Source organism: Arenibacter algicola (genome assembly GCF_018860365.1).
Classification (GTDB): domain Bacteria; phylum Bacteroidota; class Bacteroidia; order Flavobacteriales; family Flavobacteriaceae; genus Arenibacter; species Arenibacter algicola_B.
Genome location: NZ_JAHKPO010000031.1, coordinates 138748 through 152640, shown reverse-complemented (window position 1 = coordinate 152640; position 13893 = coordinate 138748). Strand labels below are relative to the sequence as shown.

Here is a 13893-nt window from a genome sequence, read left to right as displayed (position 1 = left end):
CCCAACTATATACCTTATTATACTATTGCACAATTCAAACGTCACTAGGGACAGTTCAAAATTGCCGTACATTAATCTCAAACCCGCTCCGCTATCCGGAGTTTGGCACTTCGTGCCCTATTATTCAACTTTATTTCCTCCTTGGAAGGGACCACTAAACCTCCAACCTTTTTCATAGGAACTTCTATGTTCCCGTAAAAATCCTTTTCCGGCTCCCCTTCAAACTGGCCGGCCCTTATAAACCTTTTAACCAATCTATCCTCCAAGGAATGATAACTTATTACACTTAACCTACCCCCTTCATTCAACAATTCCGGCACCTGTAACAAAAATTCCTTTATCACTTGTATTTCCTGGTTCACCTCTATCCTTATAGCCTGGTAGATCTGAGCCAAAATCTTATGCTCCCTATGTTTTGGCAGATACTGACCAAGAACCTCCTTCAACTGATCAGTGGTTTTTATTGGTGTATTTTGCCGCTGCTCTATAATGGTTTTTGCCATGGCATTTGCGTTCCGCAGGTCACCATATTGAAAAAGCACCCTCCTCAACTCATCATAGTCATAAACATTTACCACATCAAAGGCTGAAATCTGGTTCTTTTTGCTCATTCTCATATCCAGATCAGCATCAAAACGGGTAGAAAACCCTCTCTCGGCCTGATCGAATTGATGGGATGACACTCCAAAATCGGCCAAAATACCGTCCACTTTCCTTATGCCATAGAACTTCAAAAACTGCCTTATATATCTAAAGTTTTCATTGATCAACTGAAATCGCCCATCATCAATAACATTTTGCAACGCATCCTCATCCTGATCAAACGCCAACAGCCTTCCATTTTCTCCCAGCCTTTTCAATATCTCCTTGGAATGTCCGCCACCACCAAAGGTCACGTCAACATAAACTCCATCGGATTTTATATTCAGCCCCTCAACGGACTCTGTCAGCAATACGGGGTTATGATAAGTCATCGTCGTCATCTCCCATTACTTCCTCGGCCAAACTTGCAAAGTCCTCGGCCGTTTCCTCCAATACCTTTTCATAGTTGTCCTTATCCCAGATTTCAACAATGTTAATTGCCGAACTCAATACTACCTCTTTCGTAATTCCCGCCACGTCTACCAAATTTTTTGGGATCAACAGCCTACCAGTAGCATCTATTTCCACCACCTTTACTCCTGCAGAAAATCTTCTTATGAAATCGTTGTTTTTTTTCTTGAATCGGTTCTTTTTGTTCATTTTCTGCATCAACAGATTCCACTCCGCCATAGGATACAGCTCCAAACAGGGTTGAAAAACAGAACGTTTAACCACAAAACCATCATTTATTACGGGAGACATTTGATTTTTAAGCGCCACAGGAAGCATTACCCTTCCCTTAGAATCGGCCTTACAATCATATGTTCCAATGAAATTAATCACTTAAAGTAGCTGGTTTTTAATTTAATAACTCAAATATATAGAAATTATTACCACAATTTACCACAAAATACCACTTTGTTAATAAAATGCATACTTTATCGACAAACGACACTCCAATTACACCTGAAAAAATTCTTGGGACCAATACCAGAAAAATTCTTTCAACAATAAATTGTCATTAAATATCAACGTTCCAAAAACTTATCTATGCTTGCATAATAATGAAATGCCTATATTTGCCAACTAAGATTAGAAGCTATCCTTAATGGAAAAAAAGATAATTAAAGAGGGAAAATACCGATATATTGAAATGGGTGAAGGAACACCTATTATAATATTACACGGTCTTATGGGGGGATTGAGCAATTTTCATGGGGTTATGAATCATTTTCCACCTAAAGGCTATAAGGTTTTGGTACCCGAGCTTCCTATTTACGACATGCCATTGCTCAAGACCAACGTAAAGAGCTTTGCTAAATTTTTGGAAGGGTTTATAGAACATAAAGGCCTTAAGGATGTGATACTTCTAGGTAATTCCCTAGGCGGACATATTGGCCTGCTCCATACCAAATTATACCCAAAAAAAGTAAAGGCACTGGTAATCACAGGTAGTTCAGGACTGTACGAAAGTGCCATGGGAGATGGTTATCCCAAACGTGGTGACTATGAATTTATAAAGAAAAAAGCCCAGGACGTATTTTATGATCCCGAAGTAGCCACCAAGGAAATTGTAGACGAAGTCTTTGCCACTGTAAACGATCGTATTAAACTGGTAAAAACCCTGGCCATCGCAAAAAGTGCCATTAGACACAACATGTCCAAAGATTTACCCCATATGTTGACCCCTACATGTATAATATGGGGGAAAAACGATAGTGTAACGCCACCCAATGTAGCTGAAGAATTCCATGCACTACTCCCGGATTCCGATTTATTCTGGATAGAGAAGTGCGGACACGCCCCAATGATGGAACATCCACAGGAATTCAACACTGTTCTTGACGCCTGGCTGGAAAAAAGAAATTTCTAAACAAGAGTTAAGATCTGCAACCTTTAAAAGCGAACAAATGAAAATTAAGTCGGCCGACTTTGTTATGAGCAATTCCAACGTAGCAAATTGCCCTAAGGACCATTTGCCGGAATACGCATTTATTGGTCGCTCCAATGTTGGAAAGTCCTCCTTGATCAACATGCTCACCCAAAGAAAAAGTTTGGCCAAAACATCTGGCAGACCTGGAAAGACGCAACTTATAAATCACTTTAAAATAAACGAAAATTGGTTTTTGGTAGATTTGCCCGGTTATGGCTATGCCCGTGTATCCAAAAAAGACAAAAAAACCTTTCAAAAATATATCACCGACTACTTTATAGAGCGGCAGCAATTGGTATGTGCATTTGTTTTGATCGATATTAGACATGAACCCCAAAAAGTAGATATGGAATTTTTGGAATGGATGGGAGAAAACCAGATTCCGTTTTGCATGATTTTTACCAAAGCGGATAAATTGAAACCAAAAGCCATAGAAAACCACGTCAATGCCTATATTAAGGAATTATTGGATGGAGTTTGGGAAGAGGCCCCCAATTATTTTGTAACCTCCTCTACCAATGGGATGGGCCAAGAAGAATTGCTTGGTTTTATTGATGAATTAAATACCAATTTCTTTAAGATAGTAAACTAGATTTACTTTCCGTTTCCCGCTACCTTGATCTGCCCTAACTTTTCTTCAACGGTCAAAATAAGATCCTCTTGGCTTTTCATGGCATTGATCTCCCCTTTTGAAAGAAACTCTTGAAGTTTATCCGCTTTTAAAAGGAATACCTGCGGAAAGGCTTCCTTGTTCTGTTTTTCTTCCGGATACCGTTTTTTAAACTCGTCCCTATGCAGAAACTCCATATCCACAACCGAATTCTGCCTAAATTCCTTCCATTTTCTATTTTCAGAAAAAAAGCCAAAGGTTATGGCACACAGATTACAATTGTAGGATTTTGGATCCAAGGTTTTATGGACACTATCCAAAAGGGCATTACCAAACCCGGAATTGGCATTATATACAAACACAAGTAGGTCTGTCCTGATACTTTCCATCGTTACAAATTAGGAATTACTATTACCAACTTAGTCGGCAAACACCGAAAATACTTAATGGAAAAGCCCTTTTTGCCCCAAGGGTGGCAAACAGCTTATATGCGGCCTATTTTTTTAATTCAAGTTTTTCGGCAAAATAATCGCAAAAATCTTTCATGGTAGCCGTCATCTTTTCATCCTGGGTAGCCTTCATAAAGGTGTCCGATAGGGAAACAAGGGTTTGATGAAAAAATACTTTCATTTCATCTACCGGCATATCCTTAGTCCATAGATCAATCTTTAAAGATTCCTGGTTTTCACTATCCCATACGGACAATAGCATTGCCTTGGCTTTTTCATTGTCTATGCCTCCATCTTGAGCAGACCAGGTTAGCTCTTCAGGAACCCTATTTTCATCCAATCCAACTCTTAGCGTAATTTCTGATGTATGTAGTTTTGCCATTGCTTTGTTTTTGATTTGTATTTACTATTACAGCTTTTTTGGCTTATACCCAGATCTTTTAAAAAGTTCTTCCTCGGGTAGGGTCAACATTTCCTGCAAAGTAATCTTATTGTTATCCATAAAGGCCTTGACAATTTGCCAACCTATATATCGTCCTATTTTACCTGGTGACTCGTTATCCAATTCCAATTCAAACTTGGAGAAAGGAGCTGGATCCAAAAATCTTGGGCCCAACTTGCTATTGGTACTGTACAACAATTCGCGTTCTATAAAATAGCGCCAAACCTGCTCTTCGTTGACTGTTGCCCAATCCAACTCATCCGGTGCATAACCTATAATGACAGCTTCATTTTTTTTAGGCATAAGCTGCTGCATTAAATACAGTTCTTTACCGTAATAAACAAGTTGCGACAAAAAAGTACGGTCGCGGGGTGGTGCTACAACAGCCTTAGCAAATGCACTGGCCACGTCGCGGGTCATGTATTGTTTGTCCAAATCGTTGGCGATATACTTGGAAATACCTTGATAAAACTTATGGGACCTTCCCAAATAGTTATCAAGACCAACAAGAAGTAAGCTATCCGTTAAAATAATTCTATTGTTATAGTCTACCTCCGAGGTAACTGTAACAACCTTTGGTATCGTATAATTGGGAAAATAATATTTTATATACTTAAACAACCACTCCAAATCTTCACTTTCACTTCCAAAGTCGGGGAAAGTTTTTCCTACCTCTTCCATAACTTCGATTTGTAGGGTGTCCTGTAATTTGGCTACCCAAATGCTATCCGGATAATTGGCAGGAAAAAGATAAGGGTACTTTGCTTTTAAAATTGGGATATCCAAGGGTTTTGCTTCTGCAAATTCCCTATCAAACCTATTAACCTTTACATCTACGTTTATTTTAGCCACCTCATCGGCCAATTTATCGCTGCGATCACAACTGCAAAAAATAATAATTGGGATTAAAAGAAGGAATATGGCCTTTTGCATTCTAAAGTAATTGGGTTAATGTTTTAAATATTAAACTCTAGGCTTTATTTTTACGGTGCAAAGTTAAGTTTTTAAACCTAATAAATTGTTCATATGCAGACCGAAAAAGTTATAGACCACATTGTAACCTGGTTACAGGAATATGCCAACAAAGCAAATATGAAGGGATTTGTAATCGGAATTTCCGGAGGAATAGATTCCGCAGTAACCTCTACCTTATGTGCAAGAACAGGACTACAACTTTTATGTTTGGAAATGCCCATTCACCAAGCCGAAAGCCAAGTAACCCGCGCATCCGACCATATAAAATGGTTAAAAAAGAACTATCCCAATGTTGAAAGACTAGAGGTGAACCTTACACCCACTTTTGATAGTTTGGTGGATGCACTGCCCGCTGTTGACAACGAGGAAGATAGGTTTATGTCCTTGGCCAATACAAGGGCCAGGTTAAGAATGACCACTTTATATTACTTTGCCGCCTTAAACAAACTGCTGGTGGCCGGTACCGGGAACAAGGTCGAAGATTTTGGCGTAGGCTTCTACACGAAATATGGGGATGGCGGTGTAGACTTAAGTCCGATCGCCGACCTACTCAAAACCGAAGTATACGAAATTGCCAAAGTCCTTGGCATTAACGAAGACATTATTAAGGCCGCACCTACAGATGGCCTATGGGGCGATGACAGAACAGACGAAGACCAAATAGGAGCATCCTATCCAGAATTGGAATGGGCCATGCAAATGGAAGGAGAAGGAAAAGTGGAGACGGATTTTTCTGATAGACAAAAAGAGGTTTTTCAGATATACAAAAGATTTAACCGCGCAAACAAACATAAGATGGTTCCTATTCCTGTTTGTGAAATACCAAATATGTTAAAATGAACATCTCACCTAAGAACCAAGTGATTAAATCGAAAAAACATGTGAAAATTTTCGGTTTTGGATAAAAAAATGAAGCTTTGCTTATCGAATTAGATATTTTAACCCTACATTGCATGTCAGTATTTTTAGACATGATTATTGATGTTGAAATCTAGAAAAATAACCCAAAATGATCAAAATTTTAATTGCTGATAATCATCCAATAGTTCGGATGGGCGTAAAACAAGTCTTGGAATCGGTTTCTGATATTCAAGTGATCGCCGATGCATCTACCACCACGGAATTATTCAATAAGTTGGAACTTTTTACCCCGGACGTAATTCTTCTGGAAATGGACATCCCCGAAATTAATGGCATTGCAACTCTTAGAAAAATAAAAAAAGAGTACCCCAACATAAGGGTTTTGATCTATAGCGGTCAATCTGAAGATGTTTATGCTTTAAGCACCATTCGTGCCGGAGCTTTTGGTTACCTATCCAAAACATCGGAAATAGATTATATCATAAGTGCTATACGAAAAGTTAGCGAAGGCAATATGTTTATTACCAACGAATTGGCGCAACGCCTAGCTTTTGATGAAGGCACACAAAAACCAAGAAGGTTCTTTAGAAAACTTTCCACAAGGGAGGTAGAAGTCCTTAAACTCTTGGCCAGTGGAAAGCGAAATAAGGAAGTAGCCCAAGGCTTGGATCTGAACGAAAAAACGGTCAGTACCTACAAAGCGCGTTTAATGCGTAAATTAAATGTGGACAACTTAGTGGATTTACTACAGCAGGCCAAAGCTTTGGAACTGTACTAGATATAGAATAACCAATCAAGAATAAAAAAGACTGATTTCCTGACAAATAGGACTTCAGTCTTTTTTTATTTATCCTATTCAGAAATCCTAAGAAAGAACCCTGTTGAGCTTTTTGTTCAACAATACATTGAGTTGTATATAGTTCATAATCTCTTCCATGGTTTCCATATTTCCTTCCTGATTATCCAAGGTGTTCTGCTGAAGGGAACCTATCCTCTTTTTTATCAAGTAACATCTAAGTGTTAAAATGGTTTCGCTCACCAACTGGGAAATACCTACTTTTTTATCTTTCGGATATATATCCTTTCGTTCCCACTGATGTAGAGCATACTTTTCCTCTTCCATTAAAATGGAAGAAATTTCCGTTGCCAGTTCTTGGTCCAAATTTGCTATAAAGGTGGTAATGGAAAAAATCTCCTTCTCATTAAGGTCTTCCATTAATCTATAATAGATATTTCTGAACTGCTCATTTGCCAACTCAATTTCATCGTCTTGTAAATCTAGATATATCTTTTCATATACTTTGGCATCCAGGGATTCAGGCTCCAGTTCCAAATCACCTTTTTCATTTTCCTTTAAAACAAGATCCTCGAATTGTTGGTCCAAATCCCCATAAAGCAGCAACATCTCTATAATCTTACGCTCCAGCTCATATTGCACATCTACCTTTTGTCGCTGTGGTTCGTTCTTGACCACATCAAAGGCCTGTTGCTCCTGCTTTACCTTTTTATTGGCGTCCGATACATCCTTTTTCCCAATCTGAGCCAAGGTATTGAATAGAACAGCCTCGGAAATATTCATGATCTGTGCGCACTCCTGTATATAAATTTCCTTCTGTATCCTATCTGGAATTTTAGAGATACTATTAACAATATCCCTAACCGTATCCGCTCTTTTAATAGGGTCGTTAGCAGCTTCCTCCACCAATAATGAAGCTTTGAACTGAATAAAGTCCTTGGAATTCTCCTGTAGGTAGAGCACCACATCCTCGTAATCATTGTTCTTGGAAAAACTATCCGGATCTTCCCCTTCCGGGAAAGTACACACTTTTACGTTCATCCCCTGTTCCAGAATAAGGTCTATCCCTCTTAGTGATGCCCGCAATCCGGCCGCATCCCCATCGAACAAAACCGTTATATTCTTGGTGAGCCTATTGATCAACCTTATTTGATCCGAGGTCAGGGCCGTACCACTGGAAGAAACTACATTGTGAATACCCCGTTGGTACATCTGAATAACATCTGTATACCCTTCTACCAAGTAACAATTATCTTCCTTGGCTATGGCCTGCTTGGCAAAGTATATACCATAAAGCACCTTGCTTTTGTGGTATATATCGCTTTCCGGGGAGTTTAAGTATTTAGCCGCCTTTTTATCATTCGTCAATATTCTGCCTCCAAAACCTAGCACCCTACCGCTCATGCTGTGAATAGGAAACATAACACGCCCTTTAAACCGATCAAAGGTCTTTTTGTTATCCCTATCTGCAGCATCGTCCTTAACAATAGTAAGGCCTGTTTTCTCCAAATAATCCAATTGATACCCCTTACCAAGGGCCGCTTTGGTAAAACCGTCCCACTGATCCAAACAATACCCCAGATCAAACTTTTTGATGGTATCATCCGTAAATCCACGTTCCTTAAAATAACTTAAACCAATGGCCTTACCCTGCTCTCTTTCCCATAAGACCTCCGAGAAATATTTTTGGGCAAATTCAGAAACCAGATACATGCTCTCCCGTTCATTGGTCTGCTCTTTTTGTTCGTTGCTCAGCTCTGTTTCCTCAATTTCAATATTGTACTTTCTGGCCAAATATTTAATGGCCTCAGGATAGGAGAAATGCTCGTGCTCCATTAGGAAGGCTACGACGTTCCCTCCCTTGCCGCTACTAAAATCCTTCCATATCTGTTTTACCGGGGAGACCATGAAACTGGGACTTCGCTCATCGGTAAACGGACTTAATCCTTTGAAGTTGGAACCGGATTTTTTTAATTGTACAAAATCCCCGATCACCTCCTCCAAACGGGCAGTCTCATATACTTTGTCTATGGTGGATTTTGAAATCAAATTTTACATTTTTTAGCAGGCTAAAGATAGTACTTTAAGGGCTGTTGAAAAAAGGAAAAGCCATGCTTGTAAAATAAATATTGGTTAAATTGCGATTTTCATTTAGATGTATAAACAAATAGGAAATGATATTATTTCTAGGAACAAAACCCGGAAAAACAACTTCAAAATTGCTACAAAACGTTGCTTGTCCCTATTGTGACAACAAAGGCACCTTAACAGCAGTAACAAGTACCACCTATTTCCACTTGTTTTGGATTTCCCTTTTTAGAGTGGGTACGCATACCATCATTAGCTGTTCCCATTGCAAAAGAACCTATTTTCAGGATGAATTTACGGAAGAAATGCAACGCAGTATTGAAACTGGAACAAGCTTGGAGCAAAAAAACTAAAATTACTTCAATTATCACGAACCAAAGTGCAGTCCCAAACCAATATTATACTTATCTACAATAGCAAAGATTTACTTTTTACGATCTACCACGTAATTTACCATAAGTTCAAGCGAACTTTTATATTCCGAATCTGGATAGGTATCCAATAGGTCCAATGCTTCTTCCTTATAGGCAAGCATCTTTTTTACGGCATATTCCAGACCACCGTTGGCTTTTACAAAGGCAATGACTTCCTTGACCCGTTTTTTATCCTTGTTGTGGTTCTTAATAGAATTGATCAACCATTTTTTTTCGGTCTTGGAACATTTGTTAAGTACGTATATCAATGGCAAGGTCATTTTTTGTTCCTTTATATCGATCCCCGTAGGCTTGCCAATTCTTTCCTCCCCGTAATCGAACAGATCATCCTTGATTTGAAAGGCCATACCAATTAATTCGCCAAATTTTCTAAAAGTTTCCACATCCGGGGAATCAGGTTTAACGGAACAGGCACCCAAACTACAGCAAGCGGCGATCAAGGTTGCCGTCTTCTGCCTAATAATGTCGTAATACACCTCCTCTGTAATATCCAAGCGCCTCGCCTTCTCAATTTGCAGTAATTCTCCCTCGCTCATTTCACGCACAGCGACAGAAATAATCTTAAGAAGATCAAAATCCCCATTATCTATAGATAACAGAAGCCCTTTTGAAAGTAGATAATCCCCTACCAAAACAGCAATTTTGTTTTTCCATAAGGCATTTACAGAGAAGAAGCCGCGACGTTTATTGCTATCGTCTACCACATCGTCGTGTACCAGGGTGGCGGTATGTATCAGCTCAATGACCGATGCCCCCCTATACGTCCTTTCGTTTACCTCCCCTTTATTCAACAGTTTGGCGGTAAGAAAAACGAACATTGGTCGCATCTGCTTCCCCTTTCGGTTAACGATATAGTAAGTAATCCTATTTAATAAGGCAACCTTGGAAGACATGGATTCATAAAACTTTTTTTCAAAAAGTTCCATTTCCTGATTAATCGGTTCCTTTATTTGGGATACAATTTTCAAGGGATAATTTAGGCTGTTTTGGATTGCTAGTTCAGTTGCGTAAAATTAGGTAAAAAAACATAGTAATTAACAGCCATAAATGGTAATGTAACCCTAAATTATAGATTTCAGCGAATTTGCAATAGGAATCGACAAAGAACAAAGTGGCCTTGCCCTATATTAGGTTTCCCTACGATTTATTTGCCAATTGCCCACAGGCAGCATCAATATCCTTGCCCCTAGAACGCCTAACGGTCACCGTTATGCCATTTTTTTCCAATGTTTCCACATACATTTCTATGGCGGCATTATTCGCTTGTTGAAATTCCCCGTCGTCTATTGGATTGTACTCGATAAGGTTTACCTTGGAGGGGGCAAACCTGCAGAAATCCACCAAGGCATTTGCATCTCTTTGAGTGTCATTAATACCTTCCCAAACCACGTATTCATAGGTAATCCTACTTTTTGTCTTTTGGTACCAATAGTCAAGTGCCTCCCTTAGATCGGCCAAGGTAAAAGTTGCATTGAAGGGCATTATGGAAGTCCTTATTTCATCTATGGCAGAATGCAAGGATACCGCCAATTTAAATTTTACTTCCTCGTCTGCCATTTTCCGTATCATTTTGGGCACACCTGAAGTGGATACGGTTATACGTTTGGGAGACATCCCCAATCCTTCCGGAGAGGTTATCTTATCAATGGCCTTAAGTACGTTGTTGTAATTCATCAACGGCTCTCCCATACCCATAAAAACAATATTGCTCAAAGGGCGGTCAAAATATAACCTACTCTCATTGTCAATGGCTACCACTTGGTCATAAATCTCGTCAGGATTTAGGTTTCTCATCCGCTTTAGTCGGGCAGTAGCACAAAATTTACAATCCAAACTACAGCCCACTTGGCTGGACACACAGGCGGTAGTCCTGGTTTTAGTAGGAATCAAAACAGATTCCACAATAAGATCATCGTGCAAACGAACCGCATTTTTAATGGTTCCGTCGCTACTGCGCTGCATTTGATCTACCTTTATATGGTTGATCACAAAATTATCCTCCAACATCAGCCTGGTTTCCTTGGAAATATTGGTCATATCCTCAAAGGTATGTGCCGATTTTTGCCACAACCATTCATAGACCTGGTTACCCCTAAAGGCCTTGTCTCCCTGGCTTTCAAAGAACGACCTAAGTTGTTCTTTGGTAAAAGCCCTTATATCCCTTTTGTTTTTTGCAACTTCCACTTTCTAAAGATAAATGATTCTATAAAAAAATCCCGCCATTCCAGAATTATCCTGGATACTGACGGGATCTTAGTATTATTTTTGGATACTTATATAATCAACATTGCATCCCCGTAAGAATAAAATTTATATCCTTCCAAAATAGCCTCCTTGTATGCCTTCTTCATTAAGTCGTGCCCCATAAAAGCCGAAACCATCATCAAGAGTGTAGATTTTGGCAAGTGAAAATTGGTCACCATAGCTGTGGCAATACTAAAATCGTATGGAGGAAACACAAACTTATTTGTCCATCCATCAAAAGTATTTAAAGTCTGCTGAGAAGATACCGCACTTTCCAAAGCTCTCATAGCTGTAGTACCTACAGCACATATTCTACGCTTCTTAACTTTGGCCGAGTTAACTATTTCGGTTGCCTTTTCATCTATGATCAATTCCTCACTATCCATCTTGTGCTTGGAAAGATCCTCTACTTCCACCGGATTAAAAGTCCCTAGACCTACATGAAGGGTAACCTCAGCAAAGTCGATTCCCTTTATTTCCAATCTTTTCAACAAATGCTTGGAAAAATGCAGACCAGCGGTAGGTGCTGCAACCGCACCTTCATGCTTTGCATAAATGGTTTGATATCTTTTTTCGTCTTCGGCCTCTACCTTTCGTTTAATGTATTTTGGTAAAGGAGTTTCACCTAGTTCCTTTAATTTTCTTCTAAAATCGGTATAGGAACCATCATAAAGAAATCTTAGGGTTCTTCCACGAGAAGTGGTATTGTCTATTACTTCGGCCACTAGAGTTTCATCATCACCAAAATAAAGTTTGTTCCCAATTCTTATTTTTCGTGCCGGATCTACCAAAACATCCCAAAGACGTTGTTCCTCGTTTAGTTCACGTAATAAAAAAACCTCGATTCTAGCGCCGGTCTTTTCTTTATTACCATATAATCTTGCTGGAAAAACTTTGGTGTTATTAAGCACCATAACATCGCCCTCATCAAAATAGTCTATAAGATCCTTGAACATTTTGTGCTCAATTTTACCTGTATCCCTGTGAACCACCATTAATTTGGACTCATCTCTGTTCTCTGCCGGATATTCTGCCAATAATTCGTTTGGAAGTTCAAAATTGAAGTGCGATAATTTCATCTAGTATATTCCTTAAATTTAGATTAATGTTTAGCGGCTGCAAATATACGACTAAGCAAGGGGCGATGTCAAGTAAAACACCATTTAAATAAAAATCAAACAGTTTGCACCTTGAATTTCAGATTTTTCATATCCTCCCAAAAGTCTGGATATGACTTGGATACCACTTCCGCATCGTTCACGAACAGTGTAGTCTTGAGGGCCAATGGTGCAAAGGCCATGGCCATTCTATGATCGTTATAGGTATCAATTGCAATTTCCTTTTTTATTTCCTTGGAAGGCTCCAAAGTCAGAGTTTTGTCGGTAACGGATATGGATGCGCCCAACTTGGTCAATTCCGTCTTTAAAGCTTCCAGTCTATCGGTTTCCTTAATTTTAAGGGTATGTAGGCCCGTCATATGACATCCTACGCCCAAACCTAAACAAGTCACGGCAATGGTCTGCGCAATATCCGGTGCATTTGCCAGGTCCAAATTGAAGCTGGTATTATTGGGAGCTGCGTTTTTTTTCAAAATAACCTCGTGGCCATGAAAGCTGGTTTCCACTCCAAAATCCTTGTATATTTCCTTAAGGACACTATCCCCCTGAAGGCTGTTCTTATTATAGGCGGACAATGATATTTCCGTACCTATATCACAAAGTGCAGCTATACTATAAAAATAGGAGGCGGAACTCCAATCCGATTCTACCACTTGGATGGTAGGTTCAACTGTCGTTTTTGGCGATACCTTAATCGTATTCCCCTGAAAAGAACTGGTTACCCCAATTTGGGAAAGCAGACCCAAGGTCATTTTTATATATGGTACCGATGTAATTTTACCCACCAGCTCCAACTCAATTCCATTTTCAAGACTTGGGGCTATTAGAAGCAAGGCTGAAATATATTGACTACTAATATCGGCAGGTAGACTAACTTTATGCTTTGTCAACTTTTTACCCTTTATGGCAATAGGCGGATACCCTTCGTCCTTTAGATAACTTATTTCCGCACCCAGACTCCTCAATGCCTCCACCAATACTTTTATAGGCCTTTCTGTCATTCTTTTGGATCCTGTGAGGGTAACTTCTTTATTCTCCTGTGACGCAAAATAAGCGGTTAAAAAACGCATGGCCGTACCTGCGTGATGAATATCTACAACACCATTACTGATCTGCAACCCCTTTTGCATAACCTCCGCATCATCGGAATTGGAAAGGTTATCGATTTTTATAGAGGGAAACAAGGCCTGTAGCAACAACAATCTATTGGATTCACTTTTGGATCCTGTTATTTTTACTGTTGATTTTATTAGGGTTTCAGTAGGAGTAGATAAATGTAGCTTCAATTTATATGGAATTATTTAGACTTATTTGCTTAATTTTTTGTTTTGGAATGAATGCACAAAAACAAACGACAAATA

At 39.2% G+C, this 13893-nt stretch carries 15 protein-coding genes; 5 read left to right on the top strand and 10 right to left on the bottom strand.

Annotated elements, in window-relative coordinates; genetic code table 11:
* Positions 1-77: 77 nt before the first annotated feature.
* Complete coding sequence (gene rsmH, locus KO529_RS23290; protein ID WP_215950267.1) at positions 78-974, bottom strand: 16S rRNA (cytosine(1402)-N(4))-methyltransferase RsmH; 897 nt, start codon at positions 972-974, stop codon at positions 78-80.
* Entirely contained in the window at positions 961-1425 is a 465-nt protein-coding gene (gene mraZ, locus KO529_RS23285; RefSeq protein ID WP_031442632.1) for a division/cell wall cluster transcriptional repressor MraZ, read from the bottom strand. Before mraZ ends, rsmH begins: the two co-directional genes overlap by 14 nt.
* 265 nt (positions 1426-1690) lie before the next feature.
* On the opposite strand from mraZ, the gene KO529_RS23280 reads away from it, so the two are divergent.
* Positions 1691-2455, top strand: coding sequence for an alpha/beta fold hydrolase (locus KO529_RS23280; RefSeq protein WP_215950248.1), 765 nt, complete (start codon positions 1691-1693; stop codon positions 2453-2455).
* A 37-nt stretch (positions 2456-2492) separates the two neighbouring features.
* Positions 2493-3107 carry a ribosome biogenesis GTP-binding protein YihA/YsxC gene (gene yihA / locus KO529_RS23275; RefSeq protein WP_215950247.1) on the top strand — a complete coding sequence of 205 codons (615 nt, stop codon included), beginning with the start codon at positions 2493-2495 and terminating at the stop codon, positions 3105-3107.
* Between the two features lie 2 nt (positions 3108-3109).
* Here the strand turns inward: yihA and KO529_RS23270 are convergent, their stop codons facing one another.
* The 3 genes from KO529_RS23270 to gldB form a co-directional block, all read right to left on the bottom strand.
* On the bottom strand, positions 3110-3514 hold the full coding sequence (locus KO529_RS23270) for a GTPase (protein WP_215950246.1): 405 nt from the start codon (positions 3512-3514) through the stop codon (positions 3110-3112).
* Positions 3515-3620: 106 nt separating this feature from the next.
* A complete protein-coding gene (gldC, locus tag KO529_RS23265; RefSeq protein WP_215950245.1) occupies positions 3621-3956 on the bottom strand; it encodes a gliding motility protein GldC in 336 nt (111 codons plus the stop codon).
* A 27-nt stretch (positions 3957-3983) separates the two neighbouring features.
* A complete protein-coding gene (gene gldB, locus KO529_RS23260; protein ID WP_215950244.1) occupies positions 3984-4949 on the bottom strand; it encodes a gliding motility lipoprotein GldB in 966 nt (321 codons plus the stop codon).
* Positions 4950-5042: 93 nt separating this feature from the next.
* On the opposite strand from gldB, the gene nadE reads away from it, so the two are divergent.
* On the top strand, positions 5043-5831 hold the full coding sequence (gene nadE, locus KO529_RS23255; protein ID WP_215950243.1) for an NAD(+) synthase: 789 nt from the start codon (positions 5043-5045) through the stop codon (positions 5829-5831).
* A gap of 169 nt (positions 5832-6000) precedes the next feature.
* The gene (locus KO529_RS23250) at positions 6001-6630 is read left to right on the top strand and encodes a response regulator (RefSeq protein WP_111621715.1); all 630 of its coding nucleotides are present in this window, start codon (positions 6001-6003) and stop codon (positions 6628-6630) included.
* A gap of 87 nt (positions 6631-6717) precedes the next feature.
* Here KO529_RS23250 and dnaG read toward each other — a convergent pair whose 3' ends face one another.
* A complete protein-coding gene (dnaG, locus tag KO529_RS23245) occupies positions 6718-8697 on the bottom strand; it encodes a DNA primase (protein ID WP_215950242.1) in 1980 nt (659 codons plus the stop codon).
* A gap of 125 nt (positions 8698-8822) precedes the next feature.
* Here dnaG and KO529_RS23240 point away from each other — a divergent pair, with 125 nt between their 5' ends.
* Positions 8823-9089 carry a zinc-ribbon domain-containing protein gene (locus KO529_RS23240; RefSeq protein WP_215950241.1) on the top strand — a complete coding sequence of 89 codons (267 nt, stop codon included), beginning with the start codon at positions 8823-8825 and terminating at the stop codon, positions 9087-9089.
* A gap of 71 nt (positions 9090-9160) precedes the next feature.
* Here the strand turns inward: KO529_RS23240 and KO529_RS23235 are convergent, their stop codons facing one another.
* The 4 genes from KO529_RS23235 to KO529_RS23220 all read right to left on the bottom strand — a co-directional run bounded on the left by KO529_RS23235 (position 9161) and on the right by KO529_RS23220 (position 13818).
* A complete protein-coding gene (locus tag KO529_RS23235) occupies positions 9161-10138 on the bottom strand; it encodes a polyprenyl synthetase family protein (protein ID WP_215950240.1) in 978 nt (325 codons plus the stop codon).
* Between the two features lie 169 nt (positions 10139-10307).
* Positions 10308-11354: a 23S rRNA (adenine(2503)-C(2))-methyltransferase RlmN gene (gene rlmN / locus KO529_RS23230; RefSeq protein WP_215950239.1), complete on the bottom strand. Its 1047-nt coding sequence runs from the start codon at positions 11352-11354 to the stop codon at positions 10308-10310.
* Positions 11355-11443: 89 nt separating this feature from the next.
* Positions 11444-12493 (bottom strand): tRNA preQ1(34) S-adenosylmethionine ribosyltransferase-isomerase QueA, encoded by a 1050-nt coding sequence (gene queA / locus KO529_RS23225; RefSeq protein ID WP_215950238.1) that lies wholly within the window; start codon positions 12491-12493, stop codon positions 11444-11446.
* A gap of 95 nt (positions 12494-12588) precedes the next feature.
* A complete protein-coding gene (locus tag KO529_RS23220) occupies positions 12589-13818 on the bottom strand; it encodes a 3-phosphoshikimate 1-carboxyvinyltransferase (protein ID WP_215950237.1) in 1230 nt (409 codons plus the stop codon).
* Positions 13819-13893: the final 75 nt, after the last annotated feature.

Excerpts from the sequence above, each read along its gene's own strand:
- rsmH (WP_215950267.1), bottom strand. The coding sequence starts at position 974 with ATGACTTATCATAACCCCGTATTGCTGACAGAGTCCGTTGAGGGGCTG.
- KO529_RS23280 (WP_215950248.1), top strand. The coding sequence starts at position 1,691 with ATGGAAAAAAAGATAATTAAAGAGGGAAAATACCGATATATTGAAATG.
- yihA (WP_215950247.1), top strand. The coding sequence starts at position 2,493 with ATGAAAATTAAGTCGGCCGACTTTGTTATGAGCAATTCCAACGTAGCA.
- KO529_RS23270 (WP_215950246.1), bottom strand. The coding sequence starts at position 3,514 with ATGGAAAGTATCAGGACAGACCTACTTGTGTTTGTATATAATGCCAAT.
- gldC (WP_215950245.1), bottom strand. The coding sequence starts at position 3,956 with ATGGCAAAACTACATACATCAGAAATTACGCTAAGAGTTGGATTGGAT.
- gldB (WP_215950244.1), bottom strand. The coding sequence starts at position 4,949 with ATGCAAAAGGCCATATTCCTTCTTTTAATCCCAATTATTATTTTTTGC.
- nadE (WP_215950243.1), top strand. The coding sequence starts at position 5,043 with ATGCAGACCGAAAAAGTTATAGACCACATTGTAACCTGGTTACAGGAA.
- KO529_RS23250 (WP_111621715.1), top strand. The coding sequence starts at position 6,001 with ATGATCAAAATTTTAATTGCTGATAATCATCCAATAGTTCGGATGGGC.
- KO529_RS23240 (WP_215950241.1), top strand. The coding sequence starts at position 8,823 with ATGATATTATTTCTAGGAACAAAACCCGGAAAAACAACTTCAAAATTG.
- queA (WP_215950238.1), bottom strand. The coding sequence starts at position 12,493 with ATGAAATTATCGCACTTCAATTTTGAACTTCCAAACGAATTATTGGCA.